The organism is Streptococcus sp. Marseille-Q5112 (assembly GCF_916700555.1).
Classification (GTDB): Bacteria; Bacillota; Bacilli; order Lactobacillales; family Streptococcaceae; genus Streptococcus; species Streptococcus symci.
The window spans coordinates 259,866-277,327 of the sequence record NZ_CAKAKP010000001.1 but is presented as its reverse complement, the minus strand read 5'-3'; the positions used below and the strand labels follow the sequence as shown (position 1 = coordinate 277,327).

18 protein-coding genes are annotated in these 17,462 nt (G+C 40.4%); 1 reads left to right on the top strand and 17 read right to left on the bottom strand.

What is annotated here, in order from left to right; all coding sequences use genetic code 11:
• Positions 1–18 precede the first annotated feature (18 nt).
• The 15 genes from LG372_RS01410 to eno form a co-directional block, all read right to left on the bottom strand.
• Entirely contained in the window at positions 19–1,008 is a 990-nt protein-coding gene (locus LG372_RS01410; RefSeq protein ID WP_049491414.1) for a lipoate--protein ligase, read from the bottom strand.
• A 59-nt stretch (positions 1,009–1,067) separates the two neighbouring features.
• Positions 1,068–2,771 carry a dihydrolipoyl dehydrogenase gene (gene lpdA, locus LG372_RS01405; RefSeq protein ID WP_263974031.1) on the bottom strand — a complete coding sequence of 568 codons (1,704 nt, stop codon included), beginning with the start codon at positions 2,769–2,771 and terminating at the stop codon, positions 1,068–1,070.
• 45 nt (positions 2,772–2,816) lie between these two features.
• A complete protein-coding gene (locus LG372_RS01400; RefSeq protein ID WP_225741936.1) occupies positions 2,817–3,860 on the bottom strand; it encodes a dihydrolipoamide acetyltransferase in 1,044 nt (347 codons plus the stop codon).
• A gap of 331 nt (positions 3,861–4,191) precedes the next feature.
• Positions 4,192–5,184 carry an alpha-ketoacid dehydrogenase subunit beta gene (locus LG372_RS01395; protein WP_000448714.1) on the bottom strand — a complete coding sequence of 331 codons (993 nt, stop codon included), beginning with the start codon at positions 5,182–5,184 and terminating at the stop codon, positions 4,192–4,194.
• A gap of 15 nt (positions 5,185–5,199) precedes the next feature.
• Positions 5,200–6,168 carry a thiamine pyrophosphate-dependent dehydrogenase E1 component subunit alpha gene (locus LG372_RS01390; RefSeq protein WP_000105356.1) on the bottom strand — a complete coding sequence of 323 codons (969 nt, stop codon included), beginning with the start codon at positions 6,166–6,168 and terminating at the stop codon, positions 5,200–5,202.
• A 153-nt stretch (positions 6,169–6,321) separates the two neighbouring features.
• Complete coding sequence (pdrM, locus tag LG372_RS01385; RefSeq protein WP_225741935.1) at positions 6,322–7,683, bottom strand: sodium-coupled multidrug efflux MATE transporter PdrM; 1,362 nt, start codon at positions 7,681–7,683, stop codon at positions 6,322–6,324.
• A 41-nt stretch (positions 7,684–7,724) separates the two neighbouring features.
• On the bottom strand, positions 7,725–8,993 hold the full coding sequence (locus LG372_RS01380; RefSeq protein WP_225741934.1) for a dihydroorotase: 1,269 nt from the start codon (positions 8,991–8,993) through the stop codon (positions 7,725–7,727).
• A 12-nt stretch (positions 8,994–9,005) separates the two neighbouring features.
• Positions 9,006–9,470 (bottom strand): NUDIX hydrolase, encoded by a 465-nt coding sequence (locus LG372_RS01375; protein WP_001135768.1) that lies wholly within the window; start codon positions 9,468–9,470, stop codon positions 9,006–9,008.
• A 9-nt stretch (positions 9,471–9,479) separates the two neighbouring features.
• Positions 9,480–10,133, bottom strand: a complete 654-nt coding sequence (locus LG372_RS01370) for a uracil-DNA glycosylase (RefSeq protein ID WP_225741933.1) — start codon at positions 10,131–10,133, stop codon at positions 9,480–9,482.
• Positions 10,134–10,194: 61 nt separating this feature from the next.
• Positions 10,195–10,887, bottom strand: coding sequence for a YjjG family noncanonical pyrimidine nucleotidase (locus LG372_RS01365; protein ID WP_225741932.1), 693 nt, complete (start codon positions 10,885–10,887; stop codon positions 10,195–10,197).
• Between the two features lie 37 nt (positions 10,888–10,924).
• Entirely contained in the window at positions 10,925–11,122 is a 198-nt protein-coding gene (locus LG372_RS01360; protein WP_023942550.1) for a hypothetical protein, read from the bottom strand.
• The gene (locus tag LG372_RS01355; RefSeq protein ID WP_225741931.1) at positions 11,119–12,120 is read right to left on the bottom strand and encodes a hypothetical protein; all 1,002 of its coding nucleotides are present in this window, start codon (positions 12,118–12,120) and stop codon (positions 11,119–11,121) included. The genes LG372_RS01360 and LG372_RS01355 overlap by 4 nt, the downstream gene beginning before the upstream one ends.
• Positions 12,121–12,502: 382 nt before the next feature.
• Complete coding sequence (locus LG372_RS01350) at positions 12,503–13,045, bottom strand: ClbS/DfsB family four-helix bundle protein (protein ID WP_125851671.1); 543 nt, start codon at positions 13,043–13,045, stop codon at positions 12,503–12,505.
• Between the two features lie 77 nt (positions 13,046–13,122).
• Positions 13,123–13,596, bottom strand: a complete 474-nt coding sequence (locus LG372_RS01345; RefSeq protein WP_225741930.1) for a YkgJ family cysteine cluster protein — start codon at positions 13,594–13,596, stop codon at positions 13,123–13,125.
• A 175-nt stretch (positions 13,597–13,771) separates the two neighbouring features.
• Complete coding sequence (eno, locus tag LG372_RS01340) at positions 13,772–15,076, bottom strand: surface-displayed alpha-enolase (RefSeq protein WP_000022813.1); 1,305 nt, start codon at positions 15,074–15,076, stop codon at positions 13,772–13,774.
• Between the two features lie 163 nt (positions 15,077–15,239).
• On the opposite strand from eno, the gene LG372_RS01335 reads away from it, so the two are divergent.
• Positions 15,240–15,686: a DUF1694 domain-containing protein gene (locus LG372_RS01335; RefSeq protein ID WP_004254261.1), complete on the top strand. Its 447-nt coding sequence runs from the start codon at positions 15,240–15,242 to the stop codon at positions 15,684–15,686.
• Here LG372_RS01335 and LG372_RS01330 read toward each other — a convergent pair.
• The gene (locus LG372_RS01330; RefSeq protein ID WP_225741929.1) at positions 15,683–16,798 is read right to left on the bottom strand and encodes a glycerate kinase; all 1,116 of its coding nucleotides are present in this window, start codon (positions 16,796–16,798) and stop codon (positions 15,683–15,685) included. The two genes, LG372_RS01335 and LG372_RS01330, sit on opposite strands and share 4 nt — an antisense overlap.
• Before the next feature lie 8 nt (positions 16,799–16,806).
• A complete protein-coding gene (serB, locus tag LG372_RS01325; protein WP_225741928.1) occupies positions 16,807–17,451 on the bottom strand; it encodes a phosphoserine phosphatase SerB in 645 nt (214 codons plus the stop codon).
• Positions 17,452–17,462 lie beyond the last annotated feature (11 nt).

Genomic DNA, 17,462 nt, shown 5'->3' with positions numbered 1-17,462 from the left:
AACCAACTTCTTTTTGGTTTATCCAACTACCGCTTCAGCGATTTCTTCACGGCTAATACCAGCGAAGTAGCGTGTGATATCAATGGTTTCTAGCGCTTTGAGGACATCTTCGCGTTCGTATTTCACTCCACGAAGGACATCTTCTACTGCAGCAACATCTTCAATACCAAAGAAGTCACCATAAATCTTGATATCTTGGATTTTTGATTCAGTAACGTTAGCAAAGACTTCCACCTTACCACTGGTAAATTTTGTTCCACGACGGACGTTAAATTCAGGTGATTTACCGTAGTTCCAGTCCCAAGTACCAAACTTAGTATCCTTGATGCGATTGATTTCAGCCAATTCTTCCTCAGAAAAAACGTATTCTGTCATCTCTGGATACTCTTTTTTCATGTATTCCAAGAGTAAGTCACGGAATTCTTCGACTGTGATTTTTTCTGGTAATTCATTGACAATATTGGTGACACGGGCACGGACGGATTTCACACCTTTTGATTCAAATTTGTCCTTTGAAACCTTGAGGGCATTTGCGAGGACTGACAAATCAACGTCAAAGAGCAAGCAACCGTGGTGCATGATACGGCCATTGATATAGGCTTGGGCATTGCCACAGAACTTCTTACCATCAATCTCAAGGTCATTACGGCCTGTGAACTCAGCTTTAACCCCAAGTTGAGCCAAAGTATTGATAACTGGAGTTGAGAAGCTCTTGAAGTCAAAAGCCTTGTTTTCATCTTCTTTTGAAATGATCGTGTAGTTGAGGTTATTTAAATCGTGGTAAACAGCTCCACCACCACTAATACGGCGAACTACCTCAATACCATTTTCGCGAACATAATCACGGTTGATTTCTTCGATGGTATTCTGGTGACGACCAACAATGATAGATGGCTTGTTAATCCAAAGTAGGAAGATTTGATCCTCATCTAGTAAGTGTTTAAAGGCATATTCTTCCAAGGCAATATTAAAGGCAGTGTCGTTTGAATGATTGATAATATATTTCATGATATCCCTTTATACGATAGAGACTGGAAAATATCTTTCCAGTCTATTCTATCTTTCTTTTATTTTTTCTTAGGTGAATGGATGGCCATTCCTAAAACATCTGCAAATGCTTCGTACATCACTTCAGAGTAGGTTGGGTGTCCGTGGATAGTCTTCAGCATTTCTTCAACAGTAATTTCCATTTCGATAATGCTTGATGCCTCGTTAATCAATTCTGCAGCTGCAGGACCGATGATATGAACACCAAGGATTTCTCCGTATTTCTTATCCGCAATAACTTTAACGAAACCTTGAGCTGCATCTGAGGCAATGGCACGTCCGTTAGCCGCAAAGTTGAACTTACCGATGGCAACATCGTATTTCTCACGGGCTTGTTCTTCTGTCAACCCTACTGCTGCTACTTCAGGAAGAGTGTAGATAGCTGCAGGAGTCAAATTCAATTTGGCAACAGCATGATTTCCTTTAAGAGCATTTTCAGCGGCAACTTCACCCATACGGAAGGCTGCGTGAGCTAACATCTTAGTACCGTTGATGTCACCAGGTGCATAGATACCTGGAACTGAAGTTTCCATGTATTCGTTGACCTTGATACGACCACGATCCAATTCAAACTCAACCTCTCCAATACCTTCAAGGTCTGGCACACGACCAATTGAAAGAAGAGCTTTGCTTGCGATGATATCGTCTTTTCCTTCAATCTTGATACGAAGTTGACCATTTTCCTCGATGATTTCTTGCAGTTTAGTACCAGTCAAGATGGTCATACCTTTACGCTCAAGAATCAAGCGAAGATTCTTAGACACTTCTGCATCCATGGCTGGCACGATACGGTCCATCATTTCGATAACAGTCACTTTTGAACCAAATGTCATAAAGGCTTGACCAAGTTCGATACCGACAACTCCACCACCGATGATAACAAGGCTTTCTGGAACTTCGTTCATTTCAAGAATGTCGTCACTAGTCATGACAAGTGGAGATTCCATACCAGGAACGTTGATCTTGCTGACTTTTGAACCACCGGCAAGGATGATTTTCTTGGTTTCAAGCAATTCAGAACCATTTACCAAGACATTCTTGTCTTTAGTAATAGTACCGATACCCTTATGAACAGTAACTCCGTAGCTACGAAGAAGTCCTGCAACACCACCAACAAGAGTATTAACAACTTTAGATTTAGTTTCTAAAAGTTTGTCCATATCAACAGTGAAGTTAGGATTTTCAATCACGATACCACGGTTTGCGGCATGACCAATGTTTTCGATAATTTCAGCGTTATGAAGGTAGGTCTTGGTTGGAATACATCCACGGTTTAAGCAGGTTCCACCAAGTTCAGATTTCTCAACAAGGGCAACCTTACCGCCGAGTTGGGCAGCTTTAATGGCTGCAACATAACCAGCAGGACCTCCACCAATCACAACGATATCAAAAGCATCATCGCTCTTACCATCATCGTTTGAGGCACTTGCTGCAGGTTCTGGGCTAGCTTCTGGCACTGTTGCTCCAGCTGTTGGGATGTTTTCCCCTTCTTCTCCGAGGTAACCGATAACTTCCGTTACAGGAACTGTTTCACCGTCCCCTTTAAGGATAGCAATCAAGTACCCATCTTCTTCGGCTTCCAACTCCATACTGACTTTATCAGTCATGATTTCCAAAAGGATTTCTCCTTCTTTTACAAATTCTCCGACTTTTTTATTCCATTGGACGATTTGTCCTTCTGTCATATCCACGCCGGCTTTTGGCATAATTACTTCTAAGGCCATGTCTTCCTTCCTTTATCTATATCTTAAAAATGAACACTCTTGTTCTTAAATCAACATTGAGATTGGATTTTCAATCAATTCTTTCAAGTCTTTCATAAACTTAGCACCAGCCATACCATCTACGACACGGTGGTCAATTGTTAAACCAAGACTCATGATTGGGCGAATCACAATTTCACCATTGACGACAACTGGCTTCTCGATTGTCGAGCTCACACCAAGGATAGCTGAGTTTGGTTGGTTGATGATAGGACCAAAGGACTGAACGCCAAACATTCCCAAGTTACTGATAGTAAATGTTGAATTTTGCAGTTCGCTTGGAGCTAATTTACCATCCAAGGTACGACCGATGACATCCTTGAAGGCTATAACCAGTTCCGAAAGACTCATCTTCTCCGCATTGTAAACAACAGGTGTCATCAATCCATTATCCATCCCAACTGCCATGGCAAGGTTGACATAGTTATGAGTGATAATGGTCTTGCCATCTTCTGTCAATGAAGCGTTGATATAAGGATGCTTCATCAAGGTTTTCACAACAGCAAGTGAAAGAAGGTCTGTTACAGTAGTCTTCTTCCCAGTTGCTTCCATGATTGGATCAAGAACTTTCTTACGAAGGGCCAACATTTCAGTCATATCAACTTCATAGTTGAGAGTGAAGGTTGGCGCAGTTAGGTAAGATTCAACCATACGTTGGGCAATAACCTTACGCATTGGTGTCATTGGAATACGCTCGATTTCACCGTATGGTGTTACGTTATCAGGAACTTCTTCCACTTTTTCAATCTGAGCAGGAGACTTGATGGTATCGTTTTCGATATTTTCAGGAAGCAGGGCCAAAACATCCTTCTTCATGATTTTACCACGATGACCAGTTCCTTGGATTTCCTGCCAAGCAATGTTATGTTCGAGGGCAATTCGTTTTGCAAGTGGCGAAATGCGAACCACGTTTGTGTCTTTATAAGTTTCCACGTCTTCTTTGTGGACACGACCGTTTGCACCTGAGCCAGAAATGTCGTAGAGGTTGATCCCTAGATCATCCGCCAACTTTCTAGCTGCAGGAGTCGCTCTTAGCTTGTTATCAGCCATGACCTCTCCAATTCTATACTAAGATATTAAGGACTCAGAGGGCAATGAAAAAATAGGAGATTGACGATGTGTTCGATGAACACAAGGAAATCTATCTTTTTTTCGCAGACCTCCGTCCGAATTCAATTAAATTAAATGATACAAAGGGCGTCAAAAGCGACTGAAAAATAGGAAATCGACGATGGCTTCGATGAAGCCAAGGAGATTTATCTTTTTTCCGAGCTTTTAGCCCATGCTCTAATCTAAGATATTAATGACGAAGAGCTTTGCACCTAAAAGATACAAAGTTTCTCGTCAGCTTTATTTTTTACATAACTTGTTTTATGTAAACTTATTCTTTATTATAAGTTTTTCGGATGGCATCTTTGATGCTTTCAACTGTTGGAATCATTGCATTTTCTAGGTTTTGCGCGTAAGGCATTGGAACATCTTCTCCTGCACAACGGCGAATTGGTGCATCTAGATAGTCAAATGCTTCTGATTCTGAAATAATAGCTGAAATTTCACCGATATAGCCACTTGTTTTGTGGGCATCGTTGACCAGAACAACCTTACCAGTCTTCTTCACTGAGTTAATGATAATATCCTTATCAAGCGGAACAAGTGTACGTGGGTCAACAATTTCAACTGAAATGCCTTCTTCTGCTAATTCTTCAGCAGCTTGAACCACACGGCGAAGCATTTTTCCGTAAGTAACAACTGTTACATCCGTACCTTCACGTTTAATTTCGCCAACCCCAAGTGGGATCGTGTAGTCTGGATCAACTGGTACTTCCCCTTTTTGGTTAAATTCTGACTTGTACTCAAGAATGATAACAGGGTTATTATCACGGATAGAAGACTTGAGTAGTCCTTTCATATCCGCAGGTGTACCTGGTGCTACAACCTTAAGTCCTGGAATGTGAGTAAACCAAGACTCTAGTGATTGCGAGTGCTGGGCTGCAGAACCAACTCCGTTACCTGCTGCACAACGGACAGTCATTGGAACCTGACCTTTACCACCAAACATATAACGTGTTTTAGCGGCTTGGTTAACGATATTGTCCATGGCAATAACCGAGAAGTCCATGAAGGTCATATCGACGATTGGGCGAAGTCCTGTCATGGCTGCTCCTGCTGCTGCTCCAGAGATGGCAGCTTCAGAAATAGGACAGTCACGAACACGTTCTGGACCAAATTCTTCAAGCATTCCAACAGAAGTACCGAAGTCTCCTCCGAAGACACCGACATCTTCTCCCATCAAGAACACATTTTCGTCGCGACGCATTTCCTCAGACATAGCAAGGATAATGGTGTCACGGAAGGACATTGTTTTTGTTTCCATTTTATCTCTTTCTCCTTAGTCTGCGTAAATATCTTCAAATGCTGATTCAAGCGGTGGGAATGGGCTTTCCTCTGCAAATTTAACAGAAGCTTCTACTGCTTCCTTGACTTGCGCTTGGATTTCTTCCAATTCTTCGGCACTTGCAATAGTGTTTTCAATGAGGTACTTGCGAAGGTTTTCGATTGGGTCTTTTTGTTTCCACAATTCCACTTCTTCACGTGTACGATATTTACCAGGGTCAGATGATGAGTGACCAAGCCAGCGATAAGTTACACTTTCAATCAAGACTGGACCATTACCACTGCGAACATGATCAACAGCTTTCTTAAATCCTTCATAGACGTCGATGACATTGTTACCGTCTTCGATGAACATTCCAGGGATTCCATAAGCGGCGCTACGTTGATGGATATGTTCTACATTGGTCATTTTCTTAATATCAGCAGAGATTCCATAACCGTTGTTAATGCAATAGAAAATGACTGGCAGGTTCCAGATAGAAGCCATGTTCACTGCTTCGTGGAAAACACCTTCGTTAGTCGCACCATCTCCAAAGAAGCAGACAACGATTTTTCCAGTATGTTGCATTTGCTGACTGAGGGCTGCACCAACAGCGATTCCCATACCACCACCTACGATACCATTGGCACCAAGGTTACCAGCATCAAGGTCAGCAATATGCATAGAACCACCTTTACCTTTACAGGTTCCAGTGTATTTACCAAGGATTTCAGCCATCATTCCGTTTAGGTCAATCCCTTTGGCAATAGCTTGTCCATGACCACGGTGGTTTGAGGTAATTAGGTCATCTGGATTGAGAGCCAACATAGCCCCCACGTTAGCGGCTTCCTCACCAACAGAAAAGTGCGTCATTCCTGGCACTTTCCCTTTCTTTACTAATTGAGCAATTTTTAAGTCCATACGACGGATTTCTTCCATCTTGCGGAACATTTCTAGCAAAAGATTTTTATCTAAAGTTGACATCTTCTTGCCTTTCTAACTTTCTTCTTACCTTACTATTTTACCGTTTTTGACAAATACTGTCAAAGTTTTTCTAAAAGAAATTTCACAAAATAAAAAAGAAAAACCAATGAGAACAAGGGATTTTCTTAATAAGAATATTTTTTCACAAACTTTTTAGCGTTTAGATTTTTCTAAAGATTCAAATCTCTTCATAATAACAGTTAGACGCCAACGGTAGAGCGCCCCACTCACAATTAGACTAATAATCAAACCAATCCAGTAAGAATAAGCTCCAAAATCTGTTAGGGAATCAAATACCATAGCCACTGGGATTGCTACTCCCCAATAACCAAGCAAACCAAGGTAAAAAGGAATAACTGTATCCTTATAACCCCGTAAAATTCCCTGAAGGGGTGCCGCAAAGGTATCTGCTAACTGGAAGAAGAGGCTGTAAGTCAAAAAGCGCGCAGTCAAATCGATAAATTCTGGGTCATTACCATAAAGACTGGCCACATTTCCTCTAAAAATATAAAGGAAAGATAAGGTGAAAGCCGCAAAAATGAGGGCAGTCCATCTTCCTAGACCAATATAGGTTTTCGCATCATCAAATCGCTTGGCTCCCACTTCATAGGAAACGACAATAGCCATAGCCGATGAGATACTCATGGGAAAGGCGTACATGAGAGATGAAAAGTTCATAGCTGACTGGTGACTAGCGATAATCAAGGACGAGAACTTAGCCATAATCAAGCCAACCACGGAAAAGATAGCTACTTCCGCAAAGACAGTTCCCCCAATAGGAAGACCTAAACGAACTCCTTCCTTGATTTTATCCATATTAAGCGGAATTCGTTTCTCAAGGTGTAAGGCTTTGAGCTTCTCCTGTTTAAATAAAACCAGAACAGAAATCCCAAGCAAGACCCAGTAGGCCAAGGATGTTCCTAAACCAGCACCAGCCCCTCCCAGCTCTGGAACTCCAAAGGCACCGTAAATCAAGAGATAGTTAAATCCGCTATTGAGAGGGAGTAACAAAAGCATGAGATACATGGACAGTTTGGTCAAGCCCAGCGAATCCAGCAAGGAACGAATGACACTAAAGAGCAACAAAGGGATAATCCCAACAGATAAAAACCAGAGATAACGAACCGCTACTGCAGCCACTGGTGCTTCTAGTCCGATATGATTCAAGATTGGTGGTGCCAAGAAAAGTACCATTCCCAGCAAGACCACAGATAGGCACAAGGCCAAATAGATGAACTGGTAAAAATCTGACACAACTTCTTCCTTTTTACCTCTACCAAGATGGTGACCAATGATGGGCACCAAGGCCGATACAATCCCTGTTAGAAAGGTAAAGAAAGGATTCCAGATACTGGTTGCCATAGACACACCAGCCAAGTCCATGGTATTGTATTGACCTGTCATAGTCGTATCAACAAAGGATGCAGAATAATTGGCAAATTGATAAATCAGGATAGGGAAAAATATCTTTAAAAATAAGATAAACTTATCTTTAAAATGATGGGTTTGGTACATATAGGCTCTCTATTCTTTTTGTTTACAGAGCAGACTCCCACCTAGTTTTGATAGACGATTTGTCCCTTACAGATGGTATATTTAACTTGCCCTTTTAAGATTTCACCGATGAATGGTGAATTAGCTGCTTTTGAAGCAAAATGGGAGTCCACAAGGCGGTCAGCCTTAGCATCAAAAATAGTGATGTCCGCTGGACCATTCTCAGCCAAGTAACCTGCTTCAAAGTTATAAAGCTTGGATGGGTTGTATGTCATTTTTTCGAGTAATTCCATCAAGCTTAACTCACCAGCTTCGACCAAATAAGTCAATCCAAGAGATAGAGATGTTTCTAAGCCAGTCATACCAGATGGCGCTTTGGTAATATCTTCGACATTTTTCTCATCTGCATGATGAGGCGCGTGGTCAGTCGCGATAACTGTGATGACACCTGACTTGAGACCTTCAATCACGGCACGACGGTCTGATTCCAAACGAAGCGGTGGATTCATCTTAGCATTGCTACCTTGTGTCAAAAGAAGTGCTTCTGTCTTAGAGAAATGCTGTGGCGCTACTTCTGCTGTGACTTGCGCACCTAGCCCTTGAGCAAACTCCACTACTTTAACACTTTCTTCCTTGGACAAATGCTGAATATGAACATGAGCCTTAGTTGCATAGGCAATCATGACATCACGCGCCATCATAGCGTACTCAGCCACCCCAGTTGCACCACAGATATGGAAATGTTCTTTAGCAATATTTTCATTAAAGCCAAGAATCCCATTCAAACCTGGATCTTCCTCATGAAGACTAATAAAGGTATTAAGCTTTTTAGCTTCCTCCATGGCTTCCTTGACAACTTTACTACTTTCAAGTGGAATACCGTCATCAGAGAAACCAACCGCACCTGCTTCTAAGAGTGCCTGAAAGTCTGTCAAATCTTGGCCATTAAAATTCTTAGTAATGGTCGCAACCGTCTTGACATTGATTTTTTCCTTGGCAGCTGACTGGAGAACTTCTTGCAAAGTCTCCACGTCTGAAATGGTTGGACTGGTATTAGCCATCATGACAACAGTTGTAAAACCACCTGCAGCGGCTGCTAGGGCACCCGTATGAATATCTTCCTTGTGGGTTTGACCAGGTTCACGGAAATGAACATGAATATCGACCAAGCCAGGAGCAACTACAAGACCAGTAGCATCAATTATCTCTGCTCCTTCTTCTTTAATCTCAGGCGCAATTTTGATAATTTTCCCATCTTGAACTAAGACATCACAAACTTGATCCAAACCAGACTTGGGATCCATTACACGACCATTTTTGATTAGTAGCATCTGCTTTCTCCTTTATTCATAGAAATCAACTTGGGTATCCAACAATTTATCCCCATCATAAACAAACTTGGCTGAAAAGAAGGGTTTATCCTCTAAAAGCCACTCAACAAAGGTATGGTCACCTTCCCAAGTTGGCTTGCTCAAAACCTCATCATAAGGAACCCATTCTAGCGTCCCCTCGTTGCAGTCAATCAAGTCCCCTTCAAACTCTGTCACCTTAAAAACATAGGTGTACCAGTCTAAATCTGGCGTAAATTCAGGAAAAGTGATAACACCTTTTAGAACTGGCTTGGCTTTCAGTCCCGTCTCTTCGAGGATTTCACGCGCCGCGCATTCCTGAGGGGTCTCTCCTCTCTCTAGCTTACCACCCACACCAATCCATTTCCCTTCATGGACATCATTGGGCTTCTTATTACGGTGAAGCATAAGCAGTTCTTTCCCGTTATCAATGTAGCAAATCGTCGCTAACTGAGGCATATTTTCTCCTTATCTAAGCCAATCGATTGGCTCTTGTCCTGTCTCTTTTAAGAATGCATTGGCCTTGGAAAAAGGCTTGGAACCCCAAAATCCTCTATAAACTGACAAAGGACTGGGATGGGCTGATTCGATAATCAGATGGTGAGGCTTGGTAACCAAGACCTTCTTCTTACGTGCATAGGCTCCCCAGAGTACAAAAACGACTGGTCTATCTAGATGATTGACCACCTGAATCACAGCATCCGTAAAAGGCTCCCATATCTGACCAGCATGACCATTGGCCTGTCCAGCAGGAACCGTCAAACAAGCATTAAGAAGCAAGACTCCTTGTTCAGCCCAAGCTGTCAAATCATGAGATTTCTTGACCCCGATATCATCTGACAATTCTTTCAAGATATTTTGCAAGGATGGCGGAGCCGGGATAGAGTCAGGTACAGAAAAACTCAAGCCCTGCGCTTGACCCGGCCCGTGATAGGGATCTTGCCCTAGAATCACCACTTTAACCTCTTCTAGCGGTGTTGTCAAGAGAGCCTGAAAAACCTTTTCTTTAGGCGGATAAACAGTCCCCTGAGCATAGACCTGCTCCATAAACTGATTGATTTTCCCGAAATAACCTTCAGGTAATTGTCCCTTAATCAAAGCATGCCAAGATGAGTGTTGCATAGCCGACTCCTTCGTTTTTACTGCCTCTATTATAGCAAAAAGTGGCTATCTAAACCACTTTTTACAGTTTATCTAAGCAATCCAGCAAGTCTTGATAAGAATGGACTTCGTAAGTCGGCTGGGCTTGTGTGTGATTTTCTAAGTGATGAGGGTTGTACCAGATAGTGTCAATCCCAGCATTATTACCACCTTGGATATCTGCGGTGAGAGAATCTCCAATCATCAGCGTCTTTTCTTTACTAAATTCAGCAATCTGTTGACCGATTTTTTCATAAAAGAGAGCATCAGGCTTTTGTGTTTGCAACTGTTCAGAGATATAGACTTGATTGAAATATGGTGCCAGACCCGATTGAGCCAAACGTCCTGTCTGAATGGCAGTAATGCCATTTGTCGCAGCATACAAGTCAAAATCTCGCTCGATGAGGCTATCTAAGAGTTCATGAGCACCTGAAAAAGTTTGCCCCTGCTGGGAGAGGTAAAATTGGTAACGCTGGGCTAGAAAACTACCGTCTTTTTCCTGTCCAAAATGAGCAAATAAACGAGAAAAGCGCGTGTTAACCAGCTCTTGTTTACTGATTTTCTTTTGCTCCAAGTCCTTCCAGAGAGCCTTGTTCATAGGAACGTAATAGTCTTTATAAGCCTGAATATCTGCAACCCCTTCTTCTTTTAGAAGTTGCGTCAAAGCCACATCCTCAGCAACATCAAAATCAAGCAAGGTGTGGTCGAGGTCGAAAAGTAGAAATTTGTAGGACAATTTGAGGTTTTCCTTTCTAGGTACTTAATAGATTAGTTTATTTCTTCTTTTTCTTAGTTTTATTCATCAACATACCAACTACAACTGGAGTAACCACACTTCCAACTTGTCCAACAACTTTAAGTATCTTTTTTGCTTCATCTATTTTTTTGTTTCTACACGATTCGCACTTATTGTGCTTATAACTTAATGGTAAATCCCTAGTACATGTCTTGCATTTTTTTATTTCTTTCATTCTAGCACCTCTGTCTCAATAGCATCTGGTTTATTTGGCAATTTCATTATAGAAGTTTCAATTTTTGGCAATTCTTTTGTCCAGTAATTTGTAGGCGAAGGATCAAGTAGATCAAGTCTCTCTACTAATTCTTGAGAACTGAGATAAGTTTCGTTAATAAATTTCCCAAAGTAATCCAAACTTTTTTGAGCAGCCTTTTTCTCGCCCAACTCATTATAAGCTATTGCTGCTGATAGTGAAACGATATTTACGGCTGCTAATCCATCTCTAATCTCATTCATACGAGCTTCAATTTTATCTGGTTTATCCCCTTTTAATAACTTCCCCCAAGTAGAATCTGGTTGTTCTTTAATAAAATTTACATTAGATTTTTGACTAAGCATTAGAAGGTTTCGACTATCTTCTGCATCTGAAATAACTTGCAGTAACATCATTGTTCTAATGTTTGGATCTGATATCTCTCTAGCCTGCAAGAGTTTCTGTTGACAACTATAGGCTATGGCAAGTCTATCTGACTCCTGTCCTTTTCTGACGTCCTCAATAGCATATTGTACATTTTGAATCTCCTCTGCAATCTGAGCCATTTGAATTTGTGACGAATAATCAGCTAACGCTTTATTTAATTCTGGTGTCAATTTAACAGATTTCAATGGTACATTTCCAATGACTTTATTAGTATTAGTATCTACTAATACAGCCAAGAGAGAGCCATCTTTCTTTGTCATTAATTTTAACACTCCTTGAGCAATTTGTTCCCGTTGTTCCGGAGAAAGAATTGCCTGAAAAACCTCTTCAGGTATACTAGATTGGACAACATTGATAAAGGCTGGAGCGGAATATAACATTTTTTCTACTTCAGATAAGATTTTATTTGCATTTTTGACTAAAGGTTTGGCTATTTCTGGTAACTTATTAAAAAACGATGAGGGTTTTAGTTTATAACCATCAATATCAAGAATATCGAAGTCATCTTCGCCAAAAAATAAAGCTTCATCCATAAATTACTACCTCATTATGTTTAAATTATTAGAAATATTGTACCATATTAAACAAAATTATGATTTTGATTTTTCTTTGATATTATCTATCCAATCATTTTTACTAGAATCTAACATAAAAAAACACTCTCCTATCCAATTGACAGCTCAAATCGTTCAGAATAGAACAATCCTAACTATCGAATACTCTAACTTCATAAATATCCATGCAATTCTAGGTTTAGAATTCCTATAAACTAAATGTTTTCGCACTATTATAAGACATTGATTGTCTTAGATTTTAATTTTTGAAGGATTCTAAAGCTAGAAGAACTCAAAAATGAAGATAACTAAGCTATTCGAAGCTTAGAAGAACCTTTTCTAAAATCCATACCCACTTTAACTAGCGACGCTTACAATTCTTCTGATGTGCTTTAAGTTTTTTGATAGCCCAATCATAGTGGCTTGACGTGCTACTGACAAAGTAGGAACCTAGACTTGTCCCACCCGTCCACTTATAGACACCTTTATTAAAAAGTTCGTCATTACTGAAGCCTTCCATCAACTCTAAAACCTCTTTATGCGATTGATTGAGGAGTTTGGTCGCTTCTTCTAAGGACGTTCTCTGGTGCTTCTTCCAAAAAGCGACATTCATTTCTCCATAAGTTTTCCAATTATAAGGTTCAGGGAGAAAAGGTCTTTCGTGATCTTTTTGATTAGAATGTACCCAAGTCAAAAGTAACTGCTGCCATTCATAAAGATGGATTAAGACATCCCGCAGATTCTTATCCCTTTTCCAGTGAACTTCTTTTTTCTTTTGGTCTCTTAAAAAATCAAATGGAGTCTGTAACTCATCTTCACTTAGTTGGGAGATGAAACGATTAAGCTTTTCATAGTTTTCCTTAGAGGCTAGTACTAGCTCCTCTTTTGTTTTAGGTCTAGGCACAGAGTTCTCCCTTCATATCTCTAGTTATTATTAGAGATTTTTTATCCTTTAAATCTCTATAACTTATCCTTTAATTTCTAAACAAAGAGATAGGCTGCTGGACAGGTCAAAGTATTCTTAATCGTTAAATGATTGATTTGATGGATTTTTTTACGGTCTGTATGGGGGAACTCTCGACAGGCCTTTGGCCGAACATCATAAATAGAACAGAGATTATCTCCTCCTAGAAATGGACAAGGCATAGATTTGAAAACCTTGTCACCATCTTCATCTACCTGCAGAAACTCTGCTTCAAAAGCGGGTAATTTCATCTTAAAATACTTGGCGATTCGTGTAATATCCGCTTCTTTAAAGTCCGGTCCCAAAGTCTTACAACAGTTAGCACATGCGGTACAATCAATCTCCTCAAAGACTTCTTGGTGTATCTGCTGGGCTATCTTATCTAAATTTTTTGATGGCTTTTTCTTTAAATTGGCTAAAATTTTACGGTGCTCCTTTTGCTTTTGCAAGGCCAGCTGGTAGTAATACTCAATATCAATTTCTTTAGACATAATTTCTTTCTAATTCACGTATTTTTGTCTATTATACCATAAACACTGCCCCTTTTTTGCCTCCTGAACAGAAAAAAGCCCTTCGGATAAAATCCGAGGGGCTAGAAACTTTGTTAAATCAACGGCCGAACTTTTGAATTTCAAGGTTCGGGATAAAATAGTTCACTGAACTATTTTATTTTTTAAGGTTGTAGAATGATTTCAATCCACGGTATTCAGCTACTTCACCAAGTTGGTCTTCGATGCGAAGCAATTGGTTGTATTTAGCGATACGGTCTGTACGTGAAAGTGAACCAGTCTTGATTTGTCCTGCGTTAGTTGCAACTGCGATGTCAGCGATTGTTGAATCTTCAGTTTCACCTGAACGGTGTGATACAACGGCAGTGTAACCAGCTTCTTTAGCCATTTCGATAGCTTCAAAAGTTTCAGTAAGAGTACCGATTTGGTTAACTTTGATAAGGATTGAGTTAGCAGCACCTTCTTGGATACCACGTGCAAGGTAGTCAGTGTTTGTTACGAAGAAGTCGTCACCAACCAATTGAACTTTCTTACCAAGACGTTCAGTAAGAGCTTTCCATCCATCCCAGTCGTTTTCATCCATACCATCTTCGATAGTGATGATTGGGTATTTGTTAACCAATTCTTCAAGGTAGTCGATTTGTTCTGCAGATGTACGAACAGCAGCGCCTTCACCTTCAAATTTAGTGTAGTCATAAACTTTACGTTCTTTATCGTAGAATTCTGATGAAGCACAGTCAAATCCGATAAATACGTCTTTACCTGGAACATATCCAGCAGCTTCAATCGCAGCAAGGATAGTTTCAACACCGTCTTCAGTTCCTTCGAAACGAGGAGCGAATCCACCTTCGTCACCTACGGCAGTTTCCAAACCACGTGATTTAAGGATTTTCTTAAGAGCGTGGAAGATTTCAGCACCGTAACGAAGAGCTTCTTTAAATGTTGGCGCACCAACTGGCAAGATCATGAACTCTTGGAAAGCGATTGGAGCGTCAGAGTGAGAACCACCGTTGATGATGTTCATCATTGGAGTTGGAAGAACTTTAGTGTTGAATCCACCAAGGTAGCTGTAAAGTGGGATTTCAAGGTAGTCAGCAGCAGCACGAGCTACAGCGATAGACACACCAAGGATTGCGTTTGCACCCAATTTACCTTTGTTAGGAGTACCGTCAAGTGCGATCATAGCACGGTCGATAGCTTGTTGGTCACGTACATCGTAGCCGATGATAGCTTCAGCAATGATGTTGTTTACGTTGTCAACAGCTTTTTGTGTACCAAGACCACCGTAACGAGATTTGTCACCGTCGCGAAGTTCAACTGCTTCGTGTTCACCAGTAGAAGCTCCTGATGGAACCATACCACGTCCGAAAGCACCTGATTCAGTGTAAACTTCTACTTCAAGTGTTGGGTTACCGCGTGAGTCTAGGACTTCGCGAGCGTAAACATCAGTAATAATTGACATTTTTTACTCTCCTTATGAGTTAAATTTTTTACACCTCTATAATACCTTAAAACCCCTCCTTTTTCAAGAAAAAACGTTATCTTTGTGCAAATTTTCCTTAACTTTATAAAGTAATCGCTTTCTTTTGTCTGTTTTATTCTAACTTTTATGATATACTGTTTTCATGACAGATTTATCAAAACAATTACTTGAAAAAGCTCATGGTGGAGCAAAATTAAATCCAGATGAGCAAAGACGCTATCTTGGTACTTTTGAGGAAAGAGTTCTTGGATATGCAGATATTGACACAGCAAATAGCCCTCAGTTAGAAAAAGGCTTTTTATCTATTTTAGAAAACCTTCAGGAAAAAGCAGAACCACTATTTGTGAAGATTTCACCAAATATCGAATTTGACAAGCAAGTTTTCTACTTAAAAGAAGCTAAAGAAACTGATAGTCAAGCTACTATTGTATCTGAAGAGCATACTTCTTCTCCTTTTGGTCTGATTATCCATAGCAATGCACCAGTACAAGTAGAAGAAAAGGACCTTCGACTTGCTTTTGCAAAACTTTGGGAAGTTAAAAAGGAAGAACCAGCCAAAACATCCATCTGGAAGAAATGGTTTGGCTAGATCTTGCGCATATTTAATAAATGCCCTATATTGGCAGCCGTGTGCTCCAAATAGAGACTGGCATTTTTCAAACTATCTTCTAAAGGTTCACTTTTCTCCAAAATAGAAAAAGCTGCTTGGATATTCTCAAATGGTAAGGGAGGTAAATCCTCAGCAATACTACCACAAATAGCAATGACAGGAACTCCGACAGGGGTTCTTTTTGCTACGCCTATAGGCGCTTTACCTGATAAGCTTTGACTATCTAGCCTTCCTTCTCCTACAACAACCAAGTCAGCATGTGAAACTTTCTTATCAAAGTTAATTAAGTTCAAGCAGCTATCAATTCCAGACACGATATTTGCCTGAGCAAAGGCACACAAACCGCCAGCAATTCCTCCACCAGCTCCTGCTCCTTTAATTTCTAATGTTGCAGGCGAGACTTTTTCATAAAAATTTTGGATTGCCTGATCTACGACTGCAAACATAGTAGGATCTAGGCCTTTTTGTTTTCCAAAAATGTAGGTCGCACCTTGAGGACCACATAAGGGACTCACGACATCTGCTAAAATACGAATTTGCACATCTTCAGGAATTTCATAGAGATTTTCTGTTGAAACAGAAGCTAAGTTCAATAAGGATTGACCGCAAGCGGGCAAGACATTTCCATTCTTATCATAAAATTGATAACCTAAACCAGCAACAATCCCCAGTCCTCCATCATTACTGGCCGTGCCACCAACGCCGATATAGATTTCTGTAATCCCTTGAGCAATGAGATGACGAATCAACTCTCCAATACCACAAGTTTGGATTTGCAGTGGATTTCGTTTCTCTAGCGGAATTTTTCCAAGGCCAACCAAGTCGGCAACTTCAAATAGTGCCAGTTGACTTTTTTGAAAATAGCGCATGGCTTCTTTTTGTCCAAAAGGTCCTGTCACTTGGATCCATTTTTCTTCAAGGTCAAGAGAATGTCGAATGGAATCTACTGTACCTTCGCCACCATCACCAACAGGGCAGAGAAGACATTCTACATCTGCTATCGATTGTTGGAAGCCTCTTTTTATTGCTTCAGCTACCCCTTCAGCGATCAAGCTTTCCTTAAATGAATCTGGTGCAATTACAATCTTCATATTTTCCCTCATTCTAAACAATCAATCAAAGGAAGAACTTCTAAAAAATCCCTCTTGTCAACATGATTCGGTATTTCTTTTTTGAGCACTTCTTTGGCACAAAAGGCGATTCCTAGCCCTGCTGACTTCAACATTAATAAGTCATTAGCCCCATCACCGATTGCAATCGTTCTTTCTTTAGAAAGTTTTAGTTCCTTTCTCCATTGTTCCAGAGTCTCTTTTTTAACCTGGGGACTGATAATTTGTCCAATCAATTTTCCAGTTAAAAGACCATCTTTGCCTTCAAGTTGGTTGGCAGAGAAATGAGCAATGCCAAGTGATTTTGCTAATCTATCAACTATTGGTGTAAATCCACCGGACACCAGACCAACTAGGATGCCGTTCTTTTGGAGAATAGAGATAAATTTCTGTGCATTTGGCGATAGATGAATAGACTTGAAGACTTTATCAAAGACCGAAACAGGAAGACCTTCCAACAAGGACACTCTTTTTCGTAAACTGCTTTCAAAGTCTAACTCTCCTCGCATCGCCTGACTTGTAATCTGCGAAATTTCTTCCTCAAAACCTGCCTCTCTTCCTAAAAGATCAATCACTTCTTCTAGGATTAAGGTTCCATCAACATCCATAACACACAAGCCTTTTACTTGAGACATCAGTTTTCCTC